The following is a 24,845-nucleotide window of genomic DNA, read 5'->3' as shown; positions in this document are numbered from 1 at the left end:
GGGGCAAAAGACGCCGTATTTAACCACAAGCGCGCAGCCGAAACCAAAGGCTGTGCCGACGCCTAGTCTGAGCATGTCCGATAAAATTGAACTTCGCGCAGAGGTGCCGTCCGAATTGGGCGGCCAACGCCTCGATCAAGTCGCTGCACAATTATTCGCTGAGCACTCGCGCTCGCGCCTTTCCGCCTGGATCAAAGACGGCCGCCTGACTGTGGATGGGGCGGTTATCCGCCCGCGAGACATTGTTCATGGTGGTGCCATTCTTGAACTCACTGCCGAGCAGGAAGCTCAGGGCGAATGGATCGCTCAAGACATTGAGCTGGACATCGTCTATGAAGATGACGACATCCTGGTGATCAACAAACCCGCGGGTCTGGTGGTGCATCCTGCTGCCGGTCATGCTGATGGCACCTTGCTCAACGCCTTGCTGCACCACGTGCCGGACATCATCAATGTGCCCCGCGCCGGTATCGTGCATCGTCTGGACAAGGACACCACCGGTCTGATGGTGGTGGCCAAGACCATTCAGGCGCAGACACAGCTTGTCACGCAATTGCAGAGCCGCAGCGTAAGCCGGATCTACGAGTGCATCGTGATCGGTGTGGTGACTGCCGGCGGCAAGATCAACGCACCGATCGGTCGTCACGGTCAGCAACGCCAGCGCATGGCCGTGATGGAAGGTGGCAAGCAGGCCGTCAGCCATTACCGCGTGCTCGAGCGTTTCCGTTCCCATACGCACGTGCGGGTGAAGCTGGAAACCGGTCGTACGCACCAGATTCGTGTGCATATGGCTCACATCAACTTCCCGTTGGTCGGAGATCCTGCCTACGGCGGTCGTTTCCGCATTCCGCCGGCAGCCAGTGTGACCATGATCGAATCGTTGAAGGCGTTCCCGCGTCAGGCGCTGCATGCGCGGTTCCTGGAACTGGATCACCCGACCACCGGTAAACGCATGAGCTGGGAATCGCCACTGCCGGACGATTTCGTCTGGTTGCTGACGCTACTCAAGCAAGACCGCGAGGCGTTCATCGGATGAGTGACTGGCTGATTCCCGACTGGCCTGCGCCTGCCGGGGTGAAAGCCTGCGTTACCACCCGTGCGGGCGGCGTCAGTCTGGCGCCGTTCGACAGCCTCAACCTCGGCGATCATGTCGACGACAGCCCCAAAGCTGTTGCCGAAAACCGTCGTCGCCTCACCGATCACTTCTCTATTCAACCGGCCTGGTTAAAGCAGGTTCACGGCATCGCCGTGGCCCACGCAGACCCAGGTCTTACGGCCACTGCCGATGCCAGCTGGACGGCAACGGCCGGTATCGCCTGCGCGGCGATGACCGCGGATTGCCTGCCGGCATTGTTTTGCGACCGTGCCGGCACTCGCGTAGCGGCGGCCCATGCCGGTTGGCGCGGGTTGGCGGCGGGTGTGCTGGAAGCGACCCTCGACAGTCTGGCCGTGCCGCCAGAAAACGTGCTGGTCTGGCTCGGTCCGGCCATCGGTCCGCAAGCCTTTGAAGTTGGCCCTGAAGTGCGCGGAACTTTCGTCGAGCAATTGCCCGACACCGCTAAAGCCTTCGTGCCGAGTCAAAATGCTGGCAAATTCATGGCTGACATTTACGAGCTGGCGCGTTTGCGTCTGGCCGCTCGCGGTGTCATCGCTGTTTATGGCGGCGGTTTTTGCACCGTGACCGATCCTCGCTTCTTCTCTTACCGCCGCAGTTCACGCACCGGTCGGTTTGCCTCCCTCATTTGGCTCGAACGCTAGACTTCGCTGATCTGCATCAACGTCGCGACGCTTGAAACTCCCACAATCGACCGCATCTATAACGGTATCTGGCAGGTTTCTTCATTCAGGATGTTTTATAGGTCCGACCTGCTCAAAAGGAAGGTGACCCATGCGTATAGACCGTTTAACCAGCAAGTTGCAGTTGGCCTTGTCCGACGCCCAATCCCTGGCCGTCGGCCTCGATCATCCGGGCATTGAACCGGCGCACTTGATGCAAGCCATGCTTGAACAGCAGGGTGGTTCGATCAAACCCCTGTTGATGCAGGTTGGCTTCGACGTCAACAGCCTGCGTAAAGAGCTGACCAAAGAGCTCGACCAACTACCAAAAATTCAGAACCCGACCGGCGACGTCAACATGTCGCAGGATTTGGCTCGCCTGCTCAACCAGGCCGACCGTCTGGCCCAGCAGAAGGGCGACCAGTTCATCTCCAGCGAACTGGTGTTGCTCGCCGCCATGGACGAGAACAGCAAGCTCGGCAAATTGTTGCTCGGCCAGGGCGTTAGCAAGAAAGCCTTGGAAAACGCGATCAACAACCTGCGTGGTGGTGAGGCCGTCAATGACGCCAACCACGAAGAGTCGCGTCAGGCGCTGGATAAATACACCGTCGATCTGACCAAGCGTGCCGAAGAAGGCAAGCTCGATCCGGTGATCGGCCGTGACGACGAAATTCGTCGGACCATTCAGGTCCTGCAGCGCCGTACCAAGAACAACCCGGTGCTGATCGGTGAGCCCGGCGTGGGTAAAACCGCCATCGCCGAAGGCCTGGCCCAGCGCATCATCAACGGTGAAGTGCCGGATGGACTGAAAGGCAAACGCCTGCTGTCCCTGGACATGGGTTCGCTGATTGCCGGTGCCAAGTACCGTGGCGAGTTCGAAGAGCGCCTCAAATCCCTGCTCAACGAACTGTCGAAGCAAGAAGGGCAGATCATTCTGTTCATCGATGAATTGCACACTATGGTTGGCGCCGGTAAAGGCGAAGGCTCGATGGACGCGGGTAACATGCTCAAGCCTGCGTTGGCCCGTGGTGAACTGCACTGCGTCGGCGCGACCACGCTCAACGAGTACCGCCAATATATAGAGAAAGATGCGGCCCTCGAACGGCGTTTCCAGAAAGTGCTGGTGGACGAGCCGAGTGAAGAAGACACCATTGCGATTTTGCGTGGCCTGAAAGAGCGCTACGAGGTTCACCACAAAGTGGCGATCACTGACGGCGCGATCATCGCTGCGGCCAAACTCAGTCATCGCTATATCACGGACCGTCAGTTGCCGGACAAGGCCATCGACCTGATCGACGAAGCGGCTAGCCGCATCCGGATGGAGATCGACTCCAAGCCGGAAGTGCTCGATCGTCTGGAGCGTCGTCTGATTCAGCTGAAGGTGGAGTCCCAGGCGCTGAAGAAAGAAAGCGATGAAGCCGCGATAAAGCGTCTGGAAAAACTCCAGGAAGAAATCGTCCGGCTCGAACGTGAGTACTCGGACCTGGAGGAAATCTGGAACGCGGAAAAAGCCGAAGTTCAGGGTTCTGCGCAGATCCAGCAGAAAATCGAACAGTCCCGTCAGGAACTGGAAGCGGCCCGCCGCAAAGGCGACTTGAACCGCATGGCCGAGTTGCAGTACGGGATCATCCCGGACCTGGAGCGCAGCCTGCAAATGGTCGACCAGCATGGCAAAACTGAAAACCAGTTGCTGCGCAGTAAGGTGACTGAAGAAGAGATCGCTGAAGTCGTTTCGAAGTGGACCGGCATTCCAGTGTCGAAAATGCTCGAGGGCGAGCGCGATAAGCTGATGAAGATGGAAAGCCTGTTGCACCAACGTGTGATCGGCCAGGACGAAGCGGTGATTGCTGTTTCCAATGCCGTGCGGCGGTCCCGCGCCGGTTTGTCCGATCCGAATCGCCCGAGCGGTTCCTTCATGTTCCTCGGCCCGACCGGTGTCGGTAAAACCGAGCTATGTAAGGCGCTGGCCGAGTTCCTCTTTGATACGGAAGAGGCGATGGTGCGGATCGACATGTCCGAGTTCATGGAGAAACATTCCGTGGCTCGTCTGATCGGCGCGCCACCAGGCTACGTAGGCTATGAGGAGGGCGGTTACCTGACCGAGGCGGTGCGTCGCAAGCCTTATTCGGTGATCCTTCTGGATGAGGTCGAGAAGGCCCACCCGGATGTCTTCAACATCTTGCTGCAAGTGCTGGAAGATGGCCGACTGACCGACAGTCATGGCCGCACGGTGGATTTCAAAAATACCGTGATCGTCATGACCTCCAACCTCGGTTCGGTGCAGATCCAGGAATTGGTCGGTGATCGTGAGGCGCAGCGTGCGGCGGTGATGGATGCGATTTCCACGCACTTCCGGCCGGAGTTCATCAACCGGGTCGATGAAGTGGTGATCTTCGAGCCGTTGGCTCGGGATCAGATCGCGGGCATTACCGAGATCCAGTTGGGTCGCCTGCGCAGTCGCCTGACCGAACGCGAGCTGAAGCTTGATCTCAGCCCAGAGGCCATGGATAAGCTGATCGCAGTGGGTTACGACCCGGTTTACGGTGCGCGGCCGCTCAAACGAGCGATCCAGCGCTGGATCGAGAACCCGTTGGCGCAGCTGATTCTGTCCGGTCGTTTCATGCCGGGCGATACCGCCAAGGGTGTCGTGGAAAACGACGAAATCGTCTTCGACTGAATCCCCAGCGGCAGCAAAACCTGCGAGGCCTCGCATTGCGAGGCCTTTTTTTCGCCAGGCTGTTGAACTGAAAGGAAAAGGCTTGTAAAGTGCGCCCCGCAGTAAGTCGCCCTGAAGGGTCTCTGCTCCCCAAGCAGAAATCTGAAATAAGTTGCAAATCATTAACTTGAAAGCAATTTAGGGGGTTGACAGAGGTGCTTAAGATTGTAGAATAGCGCGCCTCAGACACACGAACGTAGCGATGCGAACGGGTCGAAGAGGTGAAGCAAGCTTCACAGTTGTAAATTGAAATATCAGTAGTAATTGAAATATGTAGTTCCGTGATAGCTCAGTTGGTAGAGCAAATGACTGTTAATCATTGGGTCCCAGGTTCGAGTCCTGGTCACGGAGCCAATTTCAAGCCGGGGTATAGCGCAGTCCGGTAGCGCGCCTGCTTTGGGAGCAGGATGTCAGGAGTTCGAATCCCCTTACCCCGACCATTTTTGGGTCGTTAGCTCAGTTGGTAGAGCAGTTGGCTTTTAACCAATTGGTCGTAGGTTCGAATCCCACACGACCCACCATTTTTGAAACCAGTTAATGCTGGAATCAGATCTTAAGATCAGCGGCCAAAAGCCCTGATTGAAGAAGGCGACTTGCAAAGGTCGCCTTTTTTTTACCGGGGTATAGCGCAGTCCGGTAGCGCGCCTGCTTTGGGAGCAGGATGTCAGGAGTTCGAATCCCCTTACCCCGACCATATTAAGAATCCTCGTATTGAAAAATACGGGGATTTTTTTTGTCTTCGAAAAATCACTCGTCGGGTCGGGGAGCAGTTGCGCGGCAGCAAGGCTTCGACGTTCTCTACCGACGTGGCTCGCGGCGGGCGCTCCTATACGTGGCGCGGCCACGTATAGGATTTCGACCAGGCTATCGATCTGCGCACTGGCAGTGGCGCCCCCACAGTGGATGTGTGTCAGTGCAGCTTCAGTCGCGGCTCAGTCCCGCGCCCGATCTTGCTCCCCAACATCAACATCGCCGTACGAAACGCGCCATACAGCGCCATTTGGTGCATGCGATACAGCGACACGTAAAACATCCGCGCCAGCCAGCCTTCAAGCATCACGCTGCCGGTGAGGTTGCCCATCAAGTTACCCACAGCCGAAAAACGCGACAGCGAGATCAGCGAGCCGTAGTCGGTGTACTTGTACGCGGGCAGAGGCTTGCCTTCGATCCGCAGTTTCAGCGATTTGGCCAGCAACGAAGCTTGCTGATGCGCAGCCTGGGCGCGTGGCGGAACATTGCGATCGGTGCCCGGCTGCGGGCAGGCCGCGCAGTCACCGAAGGCGAAGATGTTCTCGTCGCGGGTGGTTTGCAGGGTCGGCAGCACTTGCAACTGATTGATCCGGTTTGTCTCCAGGCCATCGATGTCCTTGAGGAAGCCCGGTGCACGAATCCCGGCCGCCCAGACTTTCAGGCTGGCGTTGATGACTTTGCCATCGGCAGTCATCAGGCTTTCAGCCGTCACCTCGCTGACGGCGGCATTGGTCATGACGTTGACCCCGAGCTTCTCCAGGGTTTTATGCACAGGCCCGCCGATACGTTCCGGCAGGGCGGGCAGCACCCGAGGTCCGGCTTCGATCAGCGTGATGTGCATGTTTTCCGGTTTGATCCGGTCAAGACCATAGGCGGCCAATTCATGCGCGGCGTTGTGCAGTTCGGCGGCCAGTTCGACCCCGGTGGCACCGGCGCCGACGATCGCTACGCTGATCTGCTCGACCTTGTCGGTTTGCCCGGCATGGGCACGCAGGTAGTGGTTGAGCAATTGCTGGTGGAAGCGCTCGGCCTGTTTGCGGGTGTCGAGAAACAGGCAGTGTTGTGCCGCGCCCTGAGTGCCGAAATCGTTGGTGGTGCTGCCGACCGCGATCACCAGCGAGTCGTAACCCAGTTCACGGGCCGGGACCAGCTCCACGCCGGCTTCGTCGTAGGTGGCGGCCAGCTGGATTTTTTTCTGTGCGCGATCAAGCCCGCTCATGCGCCCCAGCTGGAACTCGAAGTGGTTCCATTTCGCCTGGGCAACATAGTTGAGTTCGTCTTCGGAAGAATTCAGCGACCCGGCCGCCACTTCATGCAACAGCGGTTTCCAGATGTGGGTCAGGTTCGCGTCGACCAGCATTACACTGGCCGTGCCGCGCTTGCCCAGAGTCTTACCCAGACGGGTAGCCAACTCCAGACCGCCGGCGCCGCCGCCAACGATGACAATACGATGAGTCATGGGGATATCTCGCAAGGCTAAAAGAAATCGGTGCGATTACCCGAGCGAGCGCGATGCAGCTCATAGCGTCAGGTAACTGATAAGTCGGCTCAACAGGCCTAAACCAATGGTCACTGCCAACACCACCACCAGGAGCATCCACGGCCGGAAAGGCCGGCGCTCGACTCGGTGCTGGGACAGTTGCAGGTACGCTTCGACATGCTTTTGGTCGTCGGGGTTCAGGCGGCTGGTCATATTGGGCCTCGTCAGGGGTAGACGTTGCTAAATGTGTAGAAGCTACAAGCAGGCTGCTGTGTAACACGTTAGCCCACATTGAACGGAGCATAGCCGCTGGCAGGAATGGGCTCCACGCTCACTGTGTCGTCCAGGCGAATGATTCCACTTTGTAACACCCGGGCGGTGATTCCGCCATGTCCGCGAACCGCCTGAAAGGTCCCGGGGCCGAGGTTGTTCTCGAGGCGGGCGCAGGGTTGGCACCAGCCGGTGGTTTCGAAAATCGCTTGGCCAATCCTGAAGCGCCGGCCCTTGAGACTGAAGAGGTTGATGCCGCTGACGACGATGTTGCGCCGCAAGTCTTGCGCTAGCACCGGTTGATCCGCCGGGCGGCCCATCAGCGAGTTGATCACTGCCAGATGCTCCCATTGCATCAGCGTTACTTGCCGCGCATTGCGTACGCCGGGACGCGCGTGATCACCGGTCAAACCGGATTCAAGCCGCGCCTCCACGGCATCGAGTTCGATCATCTGAGAGCGTGATTGCGGGCGCACGCCAATCCAGCGTACGCGACCCGTTTGCGGCACTTCGCCCATCAGTTCCTGCAACGGACTCATAGGCTGATCCCGACGTCGAAAACAATGCTGCGACCCAGGTTGCTGCGCAGGAAATCCGGCGCATCCGGGTGTGCGAACAACACACGGGCGAAGGTCGGGCCGACCAGCGACAACGAGCGCCAGCCCTGGCGCAGGTATTCGGTGGGCGGAGGGAAATGGCTGTTGAGGTCCAGCACTTCGCGCTTGAGACTGGCAAAGGCGATGATGTCCAGTTCGCCCAAGTCCATGCCGCGTTCTTTGTAGTTGTGGGCTTTTTTGCGCAAGGTCGGCGCCAGTCTCAGCAAAAATTCGTTGGCTGGGATGCGTCGGGGTTTGGCCTCGCGGCGTACCAGCGAACTCAGAGAAAATGCGCTGCGCCGGCGTTGCAGCTCATCGCGCCATTCGTCGTTGAGGCGTCGGCCTTCATCGAGCACGAAAAATACTTCGAAACTGGCGTCACGAAACAGCACGTCCGGCGGCTCCCCGGCCGGGGCGAATTCGTCGGCGCGATAGGGAATGTTCAGGCCTTGCAGCAGGCGCTGACAAACCCAACGCTCACGCTCCCATTTGCGGGCATTGGACAGGAACGCGTTGGCTTGCTCGGCCGCGATGGTCAGCAGGCGTAAATAATCTGAGTCATCCATAAGCCCAAGCTTAGCGTTCAAATGCGATCGCAAAGAAGACAGTTTATCGCAGAGGGTCAGATCTGCCGGATCTGCGACGCGCCATACCCGCAACAATCCACATCCCGCGCCCGGTTCAGGGCATTGCACAAAATGGATAGCAATCTGCGCAAAGCGGATATTGCGCCGTGCCTGTCGCCTCTACCCTCGGCTTTACGGACGTTAGCCGCGTTACCGACGCTCTCAAAAAAACAACAACAAGAGATAAATGCCATGCGCAAGATCGACGTACATGATGTTATCGACAACGCACGATTCAACCGCTTTCACTGGATGGTGCTGTTCTGGTGTGCCCTGATCATCATTTTCGACGGTTACGATTTGGTGATCTACGGCGTGGTGCTGCCGATGCTGATGAAAGAGTGGGGACTCAGTCCCCTGCAAGCGGGCGCACTGGGCAGCTATGCACTGTTCGGGATGATGTTTGGCGCGCTGTTCTTCGGCCCGCTGTCGGACAGGATCGGCCGCAAAAAAGCCATCACGATCTGCGTGATGCTCTTCAGCGGTTTTACCGTGCTCAATGGTTTTGCCCGCAACCCCACCGAGTTTGGCCTCTGCCGGTTCATTGCCGGCCTGGGCATCGGCGGGGTGATGCCCAACGTCGTGGCGCTGATGAATGAGTACGCGCCGAAGAAAATCCGCAGCACGCTGGTGGCGATCATGTTCAGCGGCTATTCGGTAGGCGGCATGCTCTCGGCGGGGCTCGGTATCGTGCTGATCCCGAGTTTTGGCTGGCAATCGGTGTTTTACGTGGCGGTGCTGCCGTTGCTGTTGCTGCCGTTGATCATGTACTTCCTGCCCGAGTCGGTGGGTTTCATGCTGCGTCAGGGGCGCAATGAAGAGGTGCGCAACATCTTGCAGCGGATTGACCCGGCATACGTCGCGCAAACCGGCGATGAGTTGCACATGAGCGAAGTGAAGGGCACCGGCACCCCGGTGTTGCAACTGTTTCGCGAAGGTCGTGCGCTGCGTACGCTGATGCTGTGGCTGGCGTTTTTCTGCTGCTTGCTGATGGTCTACGCCTTGAGTTCCTGGCTACCGAAACTGATGGCCAACGCCGGTTACAGCCTGGGCTCGAGTCTGTCGTTCTTGTTGGTGCTCAACTTCGGTGCCATTTTCGGCGCGGTTGGCGGCGGTGTGCTGGGGGACAAACTCAACCTGCCGAGGGTGTTGGCGGTGTTCTTCGCCGTGGCTGCGGTATCGATCACCTTACTGGGGTTCAACAGCCCGATGCCGCTGTTGTACCTGTTGATCGCCATTGCCGGCGCCACCACCATTGGCTCGCAGATTCTGTTGTACGCCTGCGCCGCACAGTTCTATTCCATGACCATTCGCTCCACCGGTTTGGGCTGGGCGTCGGGCATCGGGCGCAACGGTGCCATCGTCGGACCGCTGCTGGGCGGCGCCTTGCTCGGGATTAGCCTGCCGCTGCAACTGAATTTCATGGCCTTTGCCTTGCCCGGTGCGGTGGCCGCGATTGCCATGACCGTGTTCGCCATCAGCAGTCGACGCAGTGCTAGCCACGCGCTGTCGGGCCCGCGCCACGGTACAACCGACGGGTCTGTTGGCGACGTTTCATGAGCGCGTTAGTCCGGGATTTTTCCCTGTCTGCGGCAGTCGCCGGATTTATCGCCACGGTGATTTCCTACGCAGGCCCGTTGGTGATCATCTTTCAGGCCGCCGAGACCGCACACCTCTCGCGGGAAGTGCTGTCGTCGTGGGTCTGGGCGATTTCCATCGGCAGCGCCGTGCTCGGCATCGGTCTGAGCCTGCGTTACCGCGTCCCGGTGATCATCGCGTGGTCGGCGCCAGGTTCGGCGTTGCTGGTGGCGCTGTTGCCGGGGATCTCCCTGCCGGAGGCGGTGGGTGCTTGCTGGGTCAGCAGCCTGATTATCTTTCTGGTCGGGGTGTCGGGAGCGTTTGATCGGATCATCGGCAAACTGCCTGCGGCGATTGCGGCAGCGATGCTGGCAGGGATTCTGTTCAGCTTCGGCACCGGGTTATTCGTCTCGTTGCAGGGCAAACCGTTGCTGGTGCTGGCGATGTTCGCCACGTACTTGATCTGCAAACGGCTGATGCCGTGGTATGCGGTGTTGATGGTGCTGGTGGTGGGCTGCTCGATGGCTTTACTCGCCGGTCATCGCCAGCAGTGCGGTGGGCACGGCGCTGTTTGCTGCGATTGCCGGGGCGTTGGCCGGCGCAATGGCCGTGCCGAGTGATCGCGAAGCCGCGTGGGTGACTTTTCTGACCACCGCGTCGGGCATGTCCTTGTTGGGTTTGTCCGCCGCCTTTAGGGGGCTGATTTTCGGCATGGTCACGCACGTGTTGTTAAACGCCCGTCGTTCCGTTCCCCGCCGCGAGTCCGCGGCGGCTGAAGCACTTCAACCTGTCGATCAATAAAAATAAGAGAAAAAACGATGAAACAGATTCTTCCAACAACCGGTTCTGTGTTGTCCATGGCGCTCGTCTCGAGTTTCTCCGCCGGTGCGATGGCGGCCGAGAGTGGCTTCATCGAAGACACCACCGCGACCTTGCAAGCACGCAATTATTACTTCAGCCGGGACTTTTCCGACATCGTCGGGGCCAATCAACAGTCGAAAGCCCAAGAGTGGGCGCAGGGCTTCATCCTTAACGTCAAATCCGGTTACACCCAAGGCCCCATCGGTTTTGGTGTGGATGTCATTGGCCTGCTCGGCCTCAAACTCGACAGCAGCCCGGACCGGGTCAATACCGGTTTGCTGCCAGTAAAGGATGATGGGCGCGCGGCAAATGATTACAGCCGTTTGGAAGGCGCGTTGAAGGTGCGTTTCTCAAAAACCGAACTGAAGGTGGGTGAGTTGCAACCCAATCTGCCGGTGCTGGCCTTCAGCGATATCCGTTTGCTGCCGCCCAGCTATCAGGGCGCGAGCATCAGCTCGAACGAGATCAATGGCCTGACGTTGCAAGGTGGTCACTTGAACTCGACCAGCCTGCGCAACGAGGCTGGCGACGAAAAGATGCAAGCCATGCTCGGTCATGTACCGCAGCGTCAGGTCAGCAGTGATGGTTTCAACTTTGCCGGCGCCGATTACGCTTTCAACGATAAACGCAGCTCGGTCAGCGCCTGGTTTGGGCAACTGGAGGATATCTACAACCAGCGTTTTCTCGGCCTCAAGCACAGCGAGCCACTCGGTAACTGGATCCTGGGCGCGAACCTTGGTTATTACGATTCGCGCGAAGACGGCAAAAAGCTGCTCGGCAACATCGACAACCAGGCGTTCTTCTCCTTGCTGTCGGCCAAGCGTGGCGGCCACACGTTTTATCTCGGTTATCAGGGCATGTTCGGCGACAGCGCCTTCCCGCGAGTGTTTGCCAACATCAGCCCACTGGGTAACGAGGTGCCGACCTACGAGTTCGCCTACACCGATGAGCGCTCCTGGCAGGCGCGTTACGACTACGATTTCGCCGCCCTCGGCGTGCCGGGGCTGACCAGTACCGTGCGTTACATCACCGGCCACAATGTCGATACCGGCAAAGGGTTCGAGGGCAAGGACCGCGAACGTGATCTCGATCTGGGCTATGTGTTGCAGAGCGGCAGCCTCAAAGGTCTCGGGATTCGCGTGCGCAACGTTATGGCCCGTTCCAACTACCGCAGTGACATCGACGAGAACCGTTTGATCCTCAGCTATACGTGGACGTTGCTATGAAGCAGCGATCACAGATTGCTCATGCAGTTACCCATCACTTGATACGTCACGCGATGAGTCTGGCCCTGATGATCGATGTAGACCATGGTGGCTGGCACAACGTCGCAGGCGGTTGCAGTGTCTGTCACTGACACCACTTTGGCGATGTCCAGCGGCTGTGCAGGTTGTAACGGGTGGCCGAGGGCTCGTTGCCGGCGGCCATGGCCGAGGAGGCGACAACGGTCAGAAACAGGCTGATCAAGGTGTTCATTTTTGTGGGCTCGGTGTTGATTCTGATGTGTTGAAGTTTAGTCTTTGCCCCCCATCGTAAACGCCCGAAATCGAAGCGCACTCAAAGGCCGGTGTAGACTGAGAACCTGTTCTCTTTCGGCAAAACTAGGGAGTGTGCCCGGCCATGATCGGCGCTGAGTTACTGTCACCTGAAACCCTCGCGGCGGGGTGGTTGATCTATGTGCCGGTGCTGATCTGGGCCGTAGCGCGAGCCCCGTGGGTCGAACTGTTCAGCGACAGTCGGCGCCAGCATCTGTTGTTTGGCACGGTGTTCGCGCTGTTCATGCTCTGGCTGGTGCGGCGGGATTTCGATACCGGTGTGTCTTATCACTTCATCGGTATGACGGCAGTGACCTTACTGCTGGATTGGCCGCTGGCGATCGTCGGCGCGCTGGTGGCGCAATTTGGCTTGGTGCTGCTCGGGCGGCAGGATCTGGCCGCGATGGGGGTCAACGGGGCTCTGCTGATTCTGCTTCCGGTGTTGGTCACCGAATGCTGCGCCATCCTGGTGGAGCGAAAGCAGCCGCGTAATCCCTTTGTGTATATCTTCGCATCCGGTTTTTTTGCAGCGGCGCTGTCGGCGTTGCTGTGTCTGCTGCTGGCGCTGTGGTTGCTGTGGTTCGACGAACGTTTCGCCATGCCGTATTGGCTTGAAGATTTTGTCGGCTATCTGTGGCTGCTGATTTTTCCGGAAGCGTTCATCAACGGCATGGTGGTCAGCGCGTTGGTGGTGTTTTGCCCCGAGTGGCTGGAGACGTTCAATCGCACGCGTTACCTTTCGGCACCCTGGAAAGACGACGAGCCCAAATCTTGATCCACATCAAAGGCAAAAAGTGCTCACGAATCCATGCTCGGGAAAACCTTCAGGAGCATCGAAATGAGTGTCTACGAATGGGCAAGGCAGGAGTTGCGTCAAAGTCTGGATGGCGCGCAGGAAGTGGGCTTTGATCCGGGGTTGAGCCTGCGCGCCTTGCTCAGTGCAGTGGTGCAACAGAGCAAGGCGGTGCGCAGTGCTGAAGACTTGGCCGATGAGTTGCGTTTTCTTGCGCAAAACCTCGATGACAGCCAGGACTACGGTTTTATGCGGCCTTGAAGATCAGTGACGCGGCTCGAAGTCTTCGCTGAACAGTTCGTCTTCGGCATCCGGGCTGACCGGAATCTTGTGTTCTTCCGAGGCCCATGCCCCGAGGTCGATCAATTTGCAGCGATCCGAGCAGAACGGCCGATTGACGTTGCTGGCGACCCATTCGACAGGGGCGCCACAGGTTGGGCAATTGACGGTTGGGGTCTGGCTCATGACTGGCCTCCACGCAAAGTAAGGTAAAAGTGATGCAGGCGTTCGACCTCGCTGTGCAGCCAGGCGAGGTCGCGGTCGTTGACCACCACATCGTCGGCGTGGCTCACACGGTCCTGTCGGCTGGATTGGGCCTTGAGGATCGCCTGGACCTGTTGCTCGCTGGTCTGGTCACGCTGCAGGGTGCGCTCGATCTGTAGTTGTTCCGGAGCATCGATCACCAGAACCCGTTGGGTCATGGCGTACTGCCCGGACTCGATCAGCAGCGGCGAAACCAGAATCGCATAAGGCGATTGTGCCTTGGCCAGATGATCGGCGATTTCCTTGGCGATCAGCGGATGCAGCAACGCTTCGAGCCAGCGGCGTTCGTCTGGCACTTCGAAGATCAGTTTGCGCAACGCCGCGCGATCCAGCTGCTCGTCGGCTTGCAATACGCCGGGACCAAAGTGTTCGGCGATCCTGGCCAGCGCCGGGCGCCCCGGCTCTACCACCCAGCGCGCCGCATGATCAGCGTCCACCACGTGCACGCCCAGATCGATGAAGTGCTGGGCAGCCGCGCTTTTGCCGCTGCCGATGCCGCCGGTCAGGCCGAGAATCCAGGGTTTTTCCACAGGGGTATTCATTTCAAACCGACAAACTGCCAATAGAAGTCGGTTATTTGACCACCCCAGAGCAAGGCAATCCAGCCGGCAATTGCCAGAAAGGGTCCGAAGGGGATCGGCGTGGAGGTTTTTGCGTTGCGCAAGCGCAGTAAAATCACGCCGACAACGGCGCCCACCACCGACGATAACAGGATGGTCAGCGGCAAGATCTGCCAGCCACCCCAGGCGCCGAACATCGCTAACAACTTGAAATCACCATGGCCCATGCCGTCCTTGCCAGTGATCAGCTTGAACAGCCAGAACACTGACCACAGCGCCATATAGCCGGCCACCGCGCCCCACAACGCTTCATGCAAGGACACGAAAAGTCCGAAGCTATTGACGATCAGCCCCAGCCATATCAGCGGCAGCACCAGCACATCCGGCAGCAGTTGGTGCTCGGCGTCGATCAGGCTCATCGTCAGCAACCCCCAACTCAGGAGCATCGCCATGCAGGCCTGCCAGCCGAAACCGAGATGCCAGGCGATGAACGCCGAGAGCAGGCCGCAGGCCAGTTCGGTCAGCGGGTAGCGTTTACTGATGGCTGCCGTGCAATTCGAGCATCGACCCCGTAAAAACAGATAGCTGAGCACCGGAATATTTTCCCAGGCGCGGATTCGATGGTCGCAATGTGGGCACTGGGAATGGGGCAGCATCAGGTTGAAGGTCGGCAGCGGTGTTTCGCTTGGCAAACCCAACACTTCACGAGCCTCTTCACGCCATTCGCGGTCAAGCATTTTTGGCAGGCGCCAGACCACCACGTTGAGAAAGCTGCCAATCAGCAGGCCGACCAACATGGCGGCGATCACGAAGGTCAGCGGGTGGAGGGTCAGAATATCGTTCAAGGGCATGTCAGATCGCTGTGCCGAGTTGGAAGATGGGCAGGTACATCGCAACCACCAGGCCTCCGACGATAACACCCAGCACCACCATGATGAACGGCTCCATCAAGCTGGTGAGGTTATCGACCATGTTGTCCACTTCGTCCTCATAGAAGCTCGCGACCTTGTCGAGCATATCGTCCAGCGCGCCGGACTCTTCGCCAATCGCGGTCATCTGGATCGCCATATTCGGAAAAGTACCGGAGGCGCGCATGGAAAAATTCAGCTGCATACCGGTCGACACGTCCTGTTTGATGCGCAGCACCGCGCGCTTGAACACGATGTTGCCGGTAGCGCCGGCCACCGACTCCAGGGCTTCCACCAGCGGCACACCTGCTGCAAAGGTAGTCGACAGCGTGCGGGCGTAACGGGCCACGGCGGATTTGTACATCAGCGTGCCAATCAGCGGCAGTTTCAGCAGCCAGGTGTCCATTCGGTCCCGAAAGCCTTGCGACGTTTTAAAGGCGTGGCGCACGCCGAAGATCAACGCGGTCAGCACGCCGAGCATCGCCCACCACCAGTCCTGCATGAATTGCGAGAGGCCGATGACCATCACCGTGAAGGCTGGCAATTGGGCACCAAACCCTTTGAACACCGATTCGAACTGCGGCACCACGTTGACCAGCAAAATCCCGGTCACAATGATCGCGACGAACACCACCGCCAGTGGGTAGGTCATGGCTTTCTTGATCTTGGCCTTGAGGCTTTCGCTTTTTTCCTTATACGTCGCCACTCTCTCCAGCAGGGTATCGAGGGCACCGGCCTGCTCGCCGGCATCGACCAGGTTGCAGTAGAGCTCATCGAAATACTGAGGCTTTTTGCGCAGGGAAGCGGCGAAGCTGTTGCCCGCCGCAACGTCCTGTTTCACCTCGTCAACCAGTGTGCGCATGGCCGGGTTATCAAAGCCTTCACCGATGATGTCGAAGGACTGCAACAGCGGTACACCGGCCTTCATCATGGTCGCCATCTGCCGGGTGAACAGAGCGATGTCCTGGGCCTTGATGCGCTTGCCCACGTTGAAAATCGAGGGGGACTTCTTGCGTACCTTTCCGGGGTTGATGCCCTGCTTGCGCAATTGGGCCTTGATCAACGCCGGATTCCGACCGCTCAACTCGCCCGTCATTTTGCTGCCTTTACGGTCTGTGCCTTCCCAGGCGTAGACGCTGATTTTTACCGCTTTGACCGCCATATTCAGTCCTTGGTGACTCGGTTGATTTCTTCAAGGCTGGTGATGCCTTGCATGACCTTGAGCAGGCCTGAGGTGCGCAGGGCGATGTCATTCATTGGGGGCTCGGACGCAAACAGTTCATGACTTATAGCCTAGTCAAGCGATGGAACCAAACCCGCGGCATTAGGGTGACAAAAAGTGTCAGATAGTGCGGATTCTGGGGTTGAAAGAGGACGCTGGACTCGCCGCGCGTCCCGGCAACAGGGCGCGCGGCGCTTGGCATGGGCTGTGCTGCGGCTAATTCAGATCATGAGAATTCGACTCATGCATGGAGCTTGTCTATGAAGACTCAAAAAGGTTTTACCCTGATCGAGCTGCTGATCGTAGTGGCGATCATCGGGATTCTGGCGACGTTCGCCTTGCCGCAATATTCCAAGTACCAGGCCCGGGCCAAAGTTACGGCGGGGCTGGCTGAGATCAGCGCGTTGAAAGTGCCTTTCGAAGACACTATCAACCAAGGCACCGACCCTACATTGTTATTGGTTGCAGGTGACGCGGCGGCGACGACCTCTAATTGCACGTTGGCGGCTTCGGGCACCGCGTCGTCAGGTGCAGGGGAGATCACTTGTACGCTGGTGAATGCCCCAGGACCGGTGTTGGGCAAGACCATCACACTGACTCGCTCATCAGGGAATACGGCGGGTGCCTGGACGTGTGTCAGCGATGTCAACGCTGACTTTGCCCCCAAAGGCTGTCCCGGCAGCGGCGCGTAATCTGGCGGGCAGATCTGATGCCTCGTCTGTTTGACGGGGCATTTTTTTGTTCGTCGTTCTGGGAAAAACGAGTAATTGAGAAAACCTCCGACAATTCATGGCCTTAGGCCTGCGGTAAAACCTGCAACTTGCATGTCGATAATTTCGAAGTCATGCAATTTGCATGATTCTGAAAACCAGTTGTTTTGCTAAGGCTATGATTTATAAGAAATTATTGTCTATCTAAAACTTGGCACAGCGTTCGCAATATCCCCAGTAACCCTGCTGACAAGACACGCAGCAGACTTTATGAAAAACAGGAGTTACTCGTATGAAGAAGTTCGCTATCGCTGCCGCTACTGCTACCGCGCTGACCCTGACCATGGCCAACGCTGCATTTGCTCAAACCCAGGCTACCCAGGCACCCATGGTTCTGGCCGCGGGTGAAATGACCGAAGCTAAAGAAGTTACCTCCGATACCTGGATCACCACCAAGGTCAAAGCAGACCTGGTGACTGAGAAAGGCATTCCTGGTACCGACATCAAAGTCGAAACCAACAAAGGCGTAGTGTCCCTGTCGTCCACCGTTGCGGTGACAGACGCTCAGAAAACCACCGCCGTGGCTATCGCCAAGAAAATCAAAGGCGTCCAGGCGGTCTCCGCTGACGGCCTGAAAGCCGAGTAAAGCAAGACTTCTCGCCTGGACTGGGAGAAGGCGCGGCAGGCGGGCCGAGCTATACGTCTGCCGCTTCTGGAGAGTTCATGCGAAAGGCCATAAGGATGTGGCCATTACAGGCCCCGGCATTCGTGTCGGGGCCTGTTCTATTGTGGATGGGCAAGAATCTCTGTAGCCGCTGTCGAGGCCTGACTGGCGGCGCTCGCCAGAGCCAGGCTCATCAGCTATTTCGCGCCCCTTACTCGGCGTCCAGATGCAGCGGTGTAACCACCCGACCGTCACTTTGCGCCTCGCCGAGGTTAGCGTCGATGAAGTACACGCGGTCATCGGCCAACTGACCCTTGTCGACCAGATAGTCTTTGATGCTGCTGGCGCGTTCCTGACCCAACTGACGCAACAGCACGGCACTGGAACTCCAGAACTTGATCACGCCTTCGCGCATTTTCACCGTGCGTTCTTCCTTGCCAAGATCCTTCCACTCGGCGGGCGGCTGAGTCTTCAGGCGCGTGCGGTAGATCCCTTCCAGTAGCGGACCTTTCTCGTTATCCGGTACTTGCAGCAATGAAGCCTGAGCCGGCACCTTGTCGCCGCGACGCTGGAGTATTTTGTAGTAGTTGTACTGGTATTCCCGCTCCAGACGTTGCTCTGCGATCAGCGGGCCATCGCTGCTCGCCGCTGCCGTGCCTTCGATTTCCAGGCGCAGGGCTGGGCGTTCCTTGAGGGCCTGGGACAGTTTGACCAGCGAACCCTCGGCCTCCTTGCTCAGGTTGCTTGAGCCTGGGGCAAACGAGACTGTCCCCAGATCTTGCGAACCACCACCACTGATCAGTCCGCCAATCATTTTGAATGGCGCCGCGGCGGCTTTGACGATCAGGTTGCGCAAGGTCTGCCAGACAATCGGCATGACGCTGAACTGAGGGTTGTTCAGGTCGCCGGTCACCGGCAGTTCAATGGAAATCTTGCCGTCGACATCCTTGAGCAACGCAATGGCCAGTTTCAGCGGCAGGCTCACCGCGTCCGGACTGTCAACTTTCTCGCCCAGTTGCAGCTGTTCGACCACCACTTTGTTTTCGGCCTTGAGCTGGCCGTTGGTGATCCGGTAATGCAGGTCGAGATTGAGCCGGCCCTTGCGGATGCGGTAACCGGCGAACTTGCCGGAGTAGGGCGTGAGCGTGGTCAGTTCAACACGTTTGAAACTGGTGGCGATGTCGAGGCTGGACATCGGGTCGAACGGGTTGACCGAGCCCTTGATGGTCACCGGGGCATAGCGGTCGACCTTGCCTTTGATATCGACGCTGGCCGGTGTTGCCTGACGACTGTCGATGGTGCCGATTTGCCCGTTGAGCTGCTGGACGGCGGTGGCGAAGTTCGGGGTCAGGCTGAAGTCGGCGAAGTTGGCCGAGCCGTCATTGATGGCAATGCCGCCGATGTGGATGCCCAGCGGTTTTTCCTTGCCGGCAGGTTTGGCTGCAGCTGTTTTGGCGCCTGAGTCGGGCGGTTGTGGAATCAGCAGATCATCGATGTTAGTGGTGCGGTCATCGTTGATCATGAAGCGCGCATAAGGTTGGAACAGGTTGACCTTGTCGATCGACAGGTTGTCGCCGTGCTGATAGTTCAGGCCTTCGAGCACCAACTGCTGCCACTTGAGGACGTCTCGGTTTTTGAGGGTGTCGAGGGTATGCAGTTGATCGACCTGAGCACGGCCAGTGATGCTGAACGCCAGCGGCTCGGTGCTTTTCAGATCGACCGCCAGATCACTGCCGAGCATGCCGCTGCGCAGTTCCAGGCGAATGAACGGGTTGATATAGGACTGGGCGATGCGCAGGTCGATGTCTTTGGTTTGTACGTTTAACTTGGCGCTGACCGGGGCGAGATTGACGATACCGTGTGCTGTGATCTTGCCTTGCTTGCCCAGGCCCGTATCAAACTTGAGGTTAAAAGGCGAGCCATTGAGGCTGTCGAAATTCTGCAGGTCCAGGTTCAGCGGGCCGACATCCAGCGCGACGGCGGGTTTCGCCTTGCGGTCAGCCAGATGCACCTTGTAATCGCGCAGTTGCACGTCTTTGAGCAGCACTTGCCATGGCTTGCTCGGTGGCGCCGGGTCGGGTTTCGGTGAATCGGCGGTTGCCGGGGTGCTGGCCGGTTCGGCCTTGGCTTTGACGGCTTCTTTGGACGGTTGGCTGGCGAACAGTTTCTGCCAATCGAGTTGCCCGTCAGCTTCGAGGGCGGCCCAGGTTTCCAGTTTCTGGCTGCGGATCTTGCCGACGACCACTTGCTGCTTGGCCAGGTCTACCGTTGTTTCGCTGATGTCCAGACGCTCGAGTTTCGCCAGCGGTCGACCATCTGGTGCTTTGATCGCGAACGGCGCGATGCTGACGGCGACGTTGCTCAACAGCAGTTCGGTTTCCTTGGCCAGGTTGAGTTTGTAGTCGGTGCTCAGGCTGAGGATGCCGTCCTCAAGCACCAGTGGCACCGCGTCACGCACATAGGGCCAAAAGGATTTCATCGTGCCGTTGGTGATCTTCAACTTACCTTCGGAGGCGATCGGGATCAGGCTGAAATTGCCGGTCCAGTCGATCTGTCCACCTGCCGGGCCGATCGCCACCAAGGTCAGGTCGGCACTGTCTTCAGGCAGGGTACTGAGGTTGTTCAGTTCGAAGTCGAGTTTGTCGTAGAGGAATTCGATGGGTTCGCTGGGGCGTTGGTCCTGGAAGTGCACGACACCGCCGGCCAGTTTGATCCGCTCGATGCGCAACGGGAACGGTTTGGCGTCCGGGTCGGCCGGAGTCGGTTCACTGGCGGGGATTTTGAACAGGCCAAGCAAATTGAGCTTACCGTCCTTGCCGAAGAGGATTTCGGTCTTGGGTTTGTCGATTTCGATATCGGACAGGTGCAGCGCCTTGGTCCAGAGGCTGTCGATCTGCAAGTTGGCATACAGTCGCTCGAAGCCAATCTGTTCCTTGCCCGGCTCGCCGATGATCAGGCCCCACAGGGTCACTTCAAGGCTGAACGGGTTGAGTTCGATCCGCTGGATCGTGGCGGGCGTCGTCGCGTAACTGGCCAATTGTTGGTTGGCCACCCGCAACGCGATGCCCGGCAAAATCAGAAACCCCAGCAGGCTGTAGAGGGCTAGAGCAGTTAACAGAGCGCCAATAGCGCGAATCAATCCTTTGGGCATGTGCGGCTTCATCTGTCTGAATCGGAGTGCGTTGGAGTATGGCACGCGTTTCCGGTTCCGAAGTGATCAAGCTTAATAGGATTTGTCTGATTTTTCGGACGAGTCTCAGAGCTGCAGAATCAGGGTTTTCAGCGGAGGCTGCTCATCCATTGAGGGAAAATCGCCGCCTGGTTTCATCACTGTCCACTCGCGCACCGCCCGGCCGGCTTTCTCCGCACAACGCAAAACTTGCTCGCGCCAGTCGTCCATGCTGACTTTTGCCAGGTTATTGCAGCAGATCAGCACGCCATTGTCGGCGGTGGTCAGCAGTGCCGGTTTCAGCAGGCTCTGATAGTCGCGCAGCAGGTCGACGGTGCCGAAAGCACTCTTGGCCCAGGCTGGCGGGTCCAGCAGCACCAGGTCGTACTGACGCTGTTCCAGACGCTGATAGCTCGGCAGTTTTTGCCCGCGGCACTGGCTGATCGGCAGGCCGGCCAACTGGCGGATTGCCGGGAAGTAGTCGGATTGGATGAAGTCCATGGTCGGTAACTGCGCATTGAGCAGGCCGTTTTCACGGCCGACGGACAGGTTGCCCTCAGCGAAGTCGAGGTTGCAGACTTCGCTCGCGCCACCGGCCGCCGCACTCAGGCCGACGCCACAGGTGTAGGAGAACAGGTTCAGCACGCTTTTGTTTTTGCTGTGCTGCTTGACCCAGCCGCGCGTGTTGCGCAGGTCGAGGAACAGCAGCGGATCCTGGCCGGTGTGGCGACCGCGAACCCGGTAATTCAAGCCCCACTCGTGACCAATCAAGTCTTGCAGGGCGGCCTCGTCGGCGCGGTAGACGATGTCTTCACGGTCAATGCGCGAGTTGCCACGGGCGCGATCGTTGTAGACCAGCAGCGTTTCGAGGCCCAGGTGCTGATTGAGGGTGTCGTGCAGTTGCAACAACGCATCACGTTCCAGCGACTGGTGAAAGCTTTGCACCAGCAATTGCGGGCCGTAGCGGTCGATCGTCAGGCCGCCGGCGCCTTCCTGGCTGCCGTGGAACAGGCGATAGCAATCGGTGCCTTGCTGATGCAGCTCGGCCAGCAGGTCCTGACGACGATCGAGGGCGGCGCGCAGCGCCTGATTCAAGGAAGACATGCCGGGCGCCTTGCAGGAGGGAATTTGGCGCGGGAGTTTAACAGCTTTTAAGCGGTTTTCAGGTCAGCAACCCCATCCGTCGTTTGGCCCGGTGCACCGAGCCGTTACGCACCGCCCAGCGCAGCATCGGCGCGCTGCGATTGACGCTGGCGCGGATCAGCTTGCGCTGCAGCGGGCTCTGGCTGACGCCAAGCATGTCACTGGCCCAGTCCGGTAGCAGGTCGATCCCGGCCTGCATCATCAAACCGCCGAAAGGTTTGGCCAAGCGGCTGGGGGACGGGGCGTTCAACAATAGCCGTAACACCTCTTGACTGCGCTCATCACACAGCAGTTGTGGGCGAACTCGTTCAAGGTAATCGGCAATTTCCTGCCGCGAACGCGGCACGTCACGGGCGCCGAGCCGTTCGGCGATCAACGCGATTTCCGCGTAATAACGGTCCTGATCAGCAAGGGAAAGGTTGGGGTTGCGGTAACGCAAATGGGCCGCGAGGAAGTTGCTCACCTCGGCTACGTGCACCCAGGTCAACAGAACAGGATCACTGGCGGCGTAAGGCCGGCCATCCGGTGCAGTGCCGGTCACGTGCAAGTGGATGGTGCGGACTTTCTCGATCAGCCAGTCAGCGTCTTTTCGCGAACCGAACGTGGTGCCGGAAATGAACTGCCCGGTACGGCGCAGCCGGCCAATCATGTCTTCGCGAAAATTCGAATGGTCCCAGACCCCGGCCAGGGCCAGTGGATGTAGCGCTTGCAACATCAAGGCGCTGATGCCGCCGATCAACATGCTGCTGAAGTCGCCATGCACTTGCCAGCTCACCGAATCGGGCCCGAACAGGCCGGGGTCCCCCTTGGGGTTTTCCAGGTCGAGTTTGCCCAGAGAAAGACCGGTCAGGCTCATGATCTGGGTTTCGATGCGGGTTCGAATGAATTCCATAGCGGCTCAGTGGCGAAAAAAACGCGCGGCCGTGTTGGGCCGCGCCGGGAAGTTTAAAGCATGAGCTTATTGATTCAGGCGTTTATCGACCAACGCCTGGACCACGCCCGGGTCAGCCAGGGTCGAGGTGTCGCCCAAGCTGTCCAGTTCGTTGCAGGCGATCTTGCGCAGAATGCGCCGCATGATCTTGCCTGAGCGGGTTTTCGGCAAGGCCGGTGCCCACTGGATCAGGTCCGGTTTGGCGAAGCTGCCGATTTCCTCGCTGACGTGGGCCAGCAGTGTTTTCTTCAGGTCGTCATTGGGTTCGGTGCCGTTCATGGGGGTGACGAAAGCGTAGATGCCCTGACCCTTGACGTCGTGCGGGTAACCGACCACCGCCGCTTCGGCGATGCTGTCGTGCAGCACGAGCGCGCTTTCCACTTCCGCCGTGCCGATGCGGTGTCCGGAAACGTTGATCACGTCGTCAATGCGCCCGGTGATCCAGTAATCACCATCCTCATCGCGCCGGGCCCCGTCGCCGGTGAAATAGTAACCGGGGTAGGGCTTGAAATAGGTGTCGACCATTCGTTGCGGATCGCCATAGACGCTGCGGATCTGCGCCGGCCAGCTGGATTTGATCGCCAGCACACCGCTGCCGGCGCCTTTGATTTCCTTGCCCACTTCATCGAGCAACACCGGTTGCACGCCGAACATCGGTTGTGTGGCGCAGCCGGGTTTGATCCTTTGAGCGCTGACCAACGGGCTGAGCATGATGCCGCCGGTTTCGGTCTGCCACCAGGTATCGACGATCGGACAACGCTGTTCGCCGACGGCATTGAAGTACCACTCCCACGCTTCCGGGTTGATGGGCTCACCGACACTGCCGAGTAATCTGAGGCTCGCGCGGGAAGTTTCCTTCAATGGTTCGGGGCCTTCACGCATCAGGGAGCGCAGGGCGGTCGGGGCGGTATAGAAAATGTTCACATGATGCTTGTCGATCACCTGCCAGAAGCGCGAGCTGCTCGGGTAGCTTGGCACGCCTTCGAAGATCAGCGTGGTCGCGCCGTTGGCCAGAGGACCGTAGACGATGTAGCTGTGGCCGGTGACCCAGCCGACATCGGCGGTGCACCAGAAGACTTCGTCGTCGCGGTAATCGAGCACGTACTTGAAGGTCATCGCCGCTTGCAGCAGGTAGCCGCCAGTGGTGTGCAGCACGCCTTTGGGTTTGCCGGTGCTGCCCGAGGTGTAAAGGATAAACAGCGGGTCTTCGGCGTCCATCGGCTCGGGCGGACAATCGTCGCTGACGTCGCCCAGCGCCTGGTGATACCAGATGTCCCGGCCCTCGACCCAGTCCACTTCGCCCTGAGTGCGCTCGACCACGATGACGGTGCTGACGTTCGGGCAACTTTGCAGCGCCTTGTCGACCTTCTGCTTGAGCGGCACGAATTTGCCACCACGCACGCCTTCATCGGCGGTGATCACGGTGCGGCAGTCGGCATCGAGAATCCGGTCACGCACAGAGTCTGGAGAGAAACCACCGAACACCACCGAATGCACCGCACCAATGCGCGTGCAGGCAAGCATGGCGTAGGCGGCTTCGGGGATCATCGGCATGTAGATGCACACGCGGTCGCCTTTCTTCACGCCACGGCTTTTGAGCACGTTGGCCAGGCGACAGACGTTGTGATGAAGTTTTTTGTAGGTGATCTGCGCGGATTCGGCAGGGTCGTCGCCTTCCCAAATGATCGCGATTTGATCGCCGCGCTTGTCCAGGTGGCGGTCAATGCAGTTGTAACTGACGTTTAACTTTGCGCCGGCGAACCAGCTCGCCTCACCGGTTTTCAGGTTATAGCGCTGGACGGTATTCCACGGCGTACTCCAGTCGAGAAAGCGCGTGGCCTGTTCGGCCCAGAAGGTGCTGGGGTGGTCGATGGATTGGCGGTACAGGCGTTTGTAGTCGTCTTGACTCAATTGTGCAGCCCGGCGGACGGCATCGGCTTGGGGGAACGTGCTGATATCGAACATGACGGTTCCTTATTCTTGTTTTGCGACAAGGTCTAAAGATGCGCCGAGT

At 58.7% G+C, this 24,845-nt stretch carries 21 protein-coding genes, 4 tRNA genes and 3 pseudogenes; 14 read left to right on the top strand and 14 right to left on the bottom strand.

Annotated elements, in window-relative coordinates:
- The first annotated feature begins 73 nt into the window (after positions 1–73).
- The 7 genes from rluD (at position 74) to ACXPVS_RS12305 (ending at position 5,186) form a co-directional block, all read left to right on the top strand.
- A complete protein-coding gene (gene rluD, locus ACXPVS_RS12335; protein ID WP_046048807.1) occupies positions 74–1,036 on the top strand; it encodes a 23S rRNA pseudouridine(1911/1915/1917) synthase RluD in 963 nt (320 codons plus the stop codon).
- The gene (gene pgeF / locus ACXPVS_RS12330; RefSeq protein WP_458510180.1) at positions 1,033–1,758 is read left to right on the top strand and encodes a peptidoglycan editing factor PgeF; all 726 of its coding nucleotides are present in this window, start codon (positions 1,033–1,035) and stop codon (positions 1,756–1,758) included. Before rluD ends, pgeF begins: the two co-directional genes overlap by 4 nt.
- 130 nt (positions 1,759–1,888) lie before the next feature.
- On the top strand, positions 1,889–4,453 hold the full coding sequence (gene clpB / locus ACXPVS_RS12325; RefSeq protein ID WP_458510179.1) for an ATP-dependent chaperone ClpB: 2,565 nt from the start codon (positions 1,889–1,891) through the stop codon (positions 4,451–4,453).
- Between the two features lie 317 nt (positions 4,454–4,770).
- A tRNA-Asn gene (locus ACXPVS_RS12320) sits at positions 4,771–4,846 on the top strand.
- A gap of 9 nt (positions 4,847–4,855) precedes the next feature.
- Positions 4,856–4,932, top strand: a tRNA-Pro gene (locus ACXPVS_RS12315).
- 5 nt (positions 4,933–4,937) lie between these two features.
- Positions 4,938–5,013, top strand: a tRNA-Lys gene (locus ACXPVS_RS12310).
- A 96-nt stretch (positions 5,014–5,109) separates the two neighbouring features.
- Positions 5,110–5,186, top strand: a tRNA-Pro gene (locus ACXPVS_RS12305).
- A gap of 216 nt (positions 5,187–5,402) precedes the next feature.
- On the opposite strand, the gene ACXPVS_RS12300 is transcribed toward ACXPVS_RS12305, so the two are convergent.
- The 4 genes from ACXPVS_RS12300 to ACXPVS_RS12285 all read right to left on the bottom strand — a co-directional run bounded on the left by ACXPVS_RS12300 (position 5,403) and on the right by ACXPVS_RS12285 (position 8,154).
- Positions 5,403–6,701 carry an NAD(P)/FAD-dependent oxidoreductase gene (locus tag ACXPVS_RS12300; RefSeq protein ID WP_458510178.1) on the bottom strand — a complete coding sequence of 433 codons (1,299 nt, stop codon included), beginning with the start codon at positions 6,699–6,701 and terminating at the stop codon, positions 5,403–5,405.
- A gap of 60 nt (positions 6,702–6,761) precedes the next feature.
- On the bottom strand, positions 6,762–6,935 hold the full coding sequence (locus ACXPVS_RS12295) for a DUF3094 family protein (RefSeq protein WP_458510177.1): 174 nt from the start codon (positions 6,933–6,935) through the stop codon (positions 6,762–6,764).
- A gap of 68 nt (positions 6,936–7,003) precedes the next feature.
- Positions 7,004–7,531 (bottom strand): MOSC domain-containing protein, encoded by a 528-nt coding sequence (locus tag ACXPVS_RS12290; protein ID WP_458510176.1) that lies wholly within the window; start codon positions 7,529–7,531, stop codon positions 7,004–7,006.
- Complete coding sequence (locus ACXPVS_RS12285; RefSeq protein WP_008154887.1) at positions 7,528–8,154, bottom strand: DUF1780 domain-containing protein; 627 nt, start codon at positions 8,152–8,154, stop codon at positions 7,528–7,530. Before ACXPVS_RS12285 ends, ACXPVS_RS12290 begins: the two co-directional genes overlap by 4 nt.
- Positions 8,155–8,406: 252 nt before the next feature.
- Between ACXPVS_RS12285 and ACXPVS_RS12280 the strand changes: the two genes are divergently transcribed.
- The 3 genes and pseudogenes from ACXPVS_RS12280 to ACXPVS_RS12270 all read left to right on the top strand — a co-directional run bounded on the left by ACXPVS_RS12280 (position 8,407) and on the right by ACXPVS_RS12270 (position 11,879).
- Positions 8,407–9,774: an aromatic acid/H+ symport family MFS transporter gene (locus ACXPVS_RS12280; RefSeq protein WP_458510175.1), complete on the top strand. Its 1,368-nt coding sequence runs from the start codon at positions 8,407–8,409 to the stop codon at positions 9,772–9,774.
- A pseudogene (locus ACXPVS_RS12275) lies at positions 9,771–10,593 on the top strand (benzoate/H(+) symporter BenE family transporter). The gene ACXPVS_RS12280 and the pseudogene ACXPVS_RS12275 overlap by 4 nt, the downstream one beginning before the upstream one ends.
- Before the next feature lie 17 nt (positions 10,594–10,610).
- The gene (locus ACXPVS_RS12270) at positions 10,611–11,879 is read left to right on the top strand and encodes an OprD family porin (RefSeq protein ID WP_458510174.1); all 1,269 of its coding nucleotides are present in this window, start codon (positions 10,611–10,613) and stop codon (positions 11,877–11,879) included.
- A gap of 8 nt (positions 11,880–11,887) precedes the next feature.
- Here the strand turns inward: ACXPVS_RS12270 and ACXPVS_RS12265 are convergent.
- Positions 11,888–12,129, bottom strand: a pseudogene (locus ACXPVS_RS12265) (DUF2790 domain-containing protein).
- A gap of 144 nt (positions 12,130–12,273) precedes the next feature.
- Here ACXPVS_RS12265 and ACXPVS_RS12260 point away from each other — a divergent pair.
- Both ACXPVS_RS12260 and ACXPVS_RS12255 read left to right on the top strand, forming a co-directional pair.
- The gene (locus tag ACXPVS_RS12260) at positions 12,274–12,963 is read left to right on the top strand and encodes an energy-coupling factor ABC transporter permease (RefSeq protein WP_458510173.1); all 690 of its coding nucleotides are present in this window, start codon (positions 12,274–12,276) and stop codon (positions 12,961–12,963) included.
- Between the two features lie 63 nt (positions 12,964–13,026).
- Complete coding sequence (locus ACXPVS_RS12255; RefSeq protein WP_458510172.1) at positions 13,027–13,242, top strand: hypothetical protein; 216 nt, start codon at positions 13,027–13,029, stop codon at positions 13,240–13,242.
- A gap of 3 nt (positions 13,243–13,245) precedes the next feature.
- Here the strand turns inward: ACXPVS_RS12255 and yacG are convergent, their stop codons facing one another.
- The 5 genes and pseudogenes from yacG to ACXPVS_RS12230 all read right to left on the bottom strand — a co-directional run.
- Positions 13,246–13,446, bottom strand: a complete 201-nt coding sequence (yacG, locus tag ACXPVS_RS12250; RefSeq protein WP_429534418.1) for a DNA gyrase inhibitor YacG — start codon at positions 13,444–13,446, stop codon at positions 13,246–13,248.
- Positions 13,443–14,066, bottom strand: coding sequence for a dephospho-CoA kinase (gene coaE / locus ACXPVS_RS12245; RefSeq protein ID WP_458510171.1), 624 nt, complete (start codon positions 14,064–14,066; stop codon positions 13,443–13,445). Before coaE ends, yacG begins: the two co-directional genes overlap by 4 nt.
- Entirely contained in the window at positions 14,063–14,935 is an 873-nt protein-coding gene (locus ACXPVS_RS12240) for a prepilin peptidase (protein ID WP_458510170.1), read from the bottom strand. The genes coaE and ACXPVS_RS12240 overlap by 4 nt, the downstream gene beginning before the upstream one ends.
- A gap of 1 nt (position 14,936) precedes the next feature.
- Complete coding sequence (locus tag ACXPVS_RS12235; protein WP_458510169.1) at positions 14,937–16,154, bottom strand: type II secretion system F family protein; 1,218 nt, start codon at positions 16,152–16,154, stop codon at positions 14,937–14,939.
- Positions 16,155–16,156: 2 nt separating this feature from the next.
- Positions 16,157–16,234 (bottom strand): annotated as a pseudogene (locus ACXPVS_RS12230) (hypothetical protein); the annotation flags it as partial.
- Positions 16,235–16,474: 240 nt separating this feature from the next.
- On the opposite strand from ACXPVS_RS12230, the gene ACXPVS_RS12225 reads away from it, so the two are divergent.
- Together ACXPVS_RS12225 and ACXPVS_RS12220 are read left to right on the top strand one after the other, a co-directional pair.
- Positions 16,475–16,906: a pilin gene (locus ACXPVS_RS12225; protein WP_458510168.1), complete on the top strand. Its 432-nt coding sequence runs from the start codon at positions 16,475–16,477 to the stop codon at positions 16,904–16,906.
- A gap of 310 nt (positions 16,907–17,216) precedes the next feature.
- Positions 17,217–17,570, top strand: a complete 354-nt coding sequence (locus tag ACXPVS_RS12220) for a BON domain-containing protein (protein ID WP_458510167.1) — start codon at positions 17,217–17,219, stop codon at positions 17,568–17,570.
- Between the two features lie 229 nt (positions 17,571–17,799).
- Here the strand turns inward: ACXPVS_RS12220 and ACXPVS_RS12215 are convergent, their stop codons facing one another.
- The 4 genes from ACXPVS_RS12215 to acs form a co-directional block, all read right to left on the bottom strand.
- Positions 17,800–20,751 (bottom strand): DUF748 domain-containing protein, encoded by a 2,952-nt coding sequence (locus tag ACXPVS_RS12215; RefSeq protein ID WP_458510166.1) that lies wholly within the window; start codon positions 20,749–20,751, stop codon positions 17,800–17,802.
- 93 nt (positions 20,752–20,844) lie between these two features.
- Positions 20,845–21,861, bottom strand: a complete 1,017-nt coding sequence (locus tag ACXPVS_RS12210; protein ID WP_458510165.1) for a class I SAM-dependent rRNA methyltransferase — start codon at positions 21,859–21,861, stop codon at positions 20,845–20,847.
- Between the two features lie 58 nt (positions 21,862–21,919).
- Positions 21,920–22,792 carry an oxygenase MpaB family protein gene (locus ACXPVS_RS12205; protein ID WP_458510164.1) on the bottom strand — a complete coding sequence of 291 codons (873 nt, stop codon included), beginning with the start codon at positions 22,790–22,792 and terminating at the stop codon, positions 21,920–21,922.
- A gap of 66 nt (positions 22,793–22,858) precedes the next feature.
- A complete protein-coding gene (gene acs / locus ACXPVS_RS12200; protein ID WP_458510163.1) occupies positions 22,859–24,796 on the bottom strand; it encodes an acetate--CoA ligase in 1,938 nt (645 codons plus the stop codon).
- Positions 24,797–24,845: the final 49 nt, after the last annotated feature.

The organism is Pseudomonas sp. Ma2-10 (assembly GCF_054330215.1).
This window is presented reverse-complemented; position numbering and strand designations above follow the sequence as displayed.

Bases quoted from the DNA above. Each gene is read 5' to 3' on its own strand.
- rluD (WP_046048807.1), top strand. From the start codon at position 74: ATGTCCGATAAAATTGAACTTCGCGCAGAGGTGCCGTCCGAATTGGGC.
- pgeF (WP_458510180.1), top strand. From the start codon at position 1,033: ATGAGTGACTGGCTGATTCCCGACTGGCCTGCGCCTGCCGGGGTGAAA.
- clpB (WP_458510179.1), top strand. From the start codon at position 1,889: ATGCGTATAGACCGTTTAACCAGCAAGTTGCAGTTGGCCTTGTCCGAC.
- ACXPVS_RS12300 (WP_458510178.1), bottom strand. From the start codon at position 6,701: ATGACTCATCGTATTGTCATCGTTGGCGGCGGCGCCGGCGGTCTGGAG.
- ACXPVS_RS12295 (WP_458510177.1), bottom strand. From the start codon at position 6,935: ATGACCAGCCGCCTGAACCCCGACGACCAAAAGCATGTCGAAGCGTAC.
- ACXPVS_RS12290 (WP_458510176.1), bottom strand. From the start codon at position 7,531: ATGAGTCCGTTGCAGGAACTGATGGGCGAAGTGCCGCAAACGGGTCGC.
- ACXPVS_RS12285 (WP_008154887.1), bottom strand. From the start codon at position 8,154: ATGGATGACTCAGATTATTTACGCCTGCTGACCATCGCGGCCGAGCAA.
- ACXPVS_RS12280 (WP_458510175.1), top strand. From the start codon at position 8,407: ATGCGCAAGATCGACGTACATGATGTTATCGACAACGCACGATTCAAC.
- ACXPVS_RS12270 (WP_458510174.1), top strand. From the start codon at position 10,611: ATGAAACAGATTCTTCCAACAACCGGTTCTGTGTTGTCCATGGCGCTC.
- ACXPVS_RS12260 (WP_458510173.1), top strand. From the start codon at position 12,274: ATGATCGGCGCTGAGTTACTGTCACCTGAAACCCTCGCGGCGGGGTGG.
- ACXPVS_RS12255 (WP_458510172.1), top strand. From the start codon at position 13,027: ATGAGTGTCTACGAATGGGCAAGGCAGGAGTTGCGTCAAAGTCTGGAT.
- yacG (WP_429534418.1), bottom strand. From the start codon at position 13,446: ATGAGCCAGACCCCAACCGTCAATTGCCCAACCTGTGGCGCCCCTGTC.
- coaE (WP_458510171.1), bottom strand. From the start codon at position 14,066: ATGAATACCCCTGTGGAAAAACCCTGGATTCTCGGCCTGACCGGCGGC.
- ACXPVS_RS12240 (WP_458510170.1), bottom strand. From the start codon at position 14,935: ATGCCCTTGAACGATATTCTGACCCTCCACCCGCTGACCTTCGTGATC.
- ACXPVS_RS12235 (WP_458510169.1), bottom strand. From the start codon at position 16,154: ATGGCGGTCAAAGCGGTAAAAATCAGCGTCTACGCCTGGGAAGGCACA.
- ACXPVS_RS12225 (WP_458510168.1), top strand. From the start codon at position 16,475: ATGAAGACTCAAAAAGGTTTTACCCTGATCGAGCTGCTGATCGTAGTG.
- ACXPVS_RS12220 (WP_458510167.1), top strand. From the start codon at position 17,217: ATGAAGAAGTTCGCTATCGCTGCCGCTACTGCTACCGCGCTGACCCTG.
- ACXPVS_RS12215 (WP_458510166.1), bottom strand. From the start codon at position 20,751: ATGAAGCCGCACATGCCCAAAGGATTGATTCGCGCTATTGGCGCTCTG.
- ACXPVS_RS12210 (WP_458510165.1), bottom strand. From the start codon at position 21,861: ATGTCTTCCTTGAATCAGGCGCTGCGCGCCGCCCTCGATCGTCGTCAG.
- ACXPVS_RS12205 (WP_458510164.1), bottom strand. From the start codon at position 22,792: ATGGAATTCATTCGAACCCGCATCGAAACCCAGATCATGAGCCTGACC.
- acs (WP_458510163.1), bottom strand. From the start codon at position 24,796: ATGTTCGATATCAGCACGTTCCCCCAAGCCGATGCCGTCCGCCGGGCT.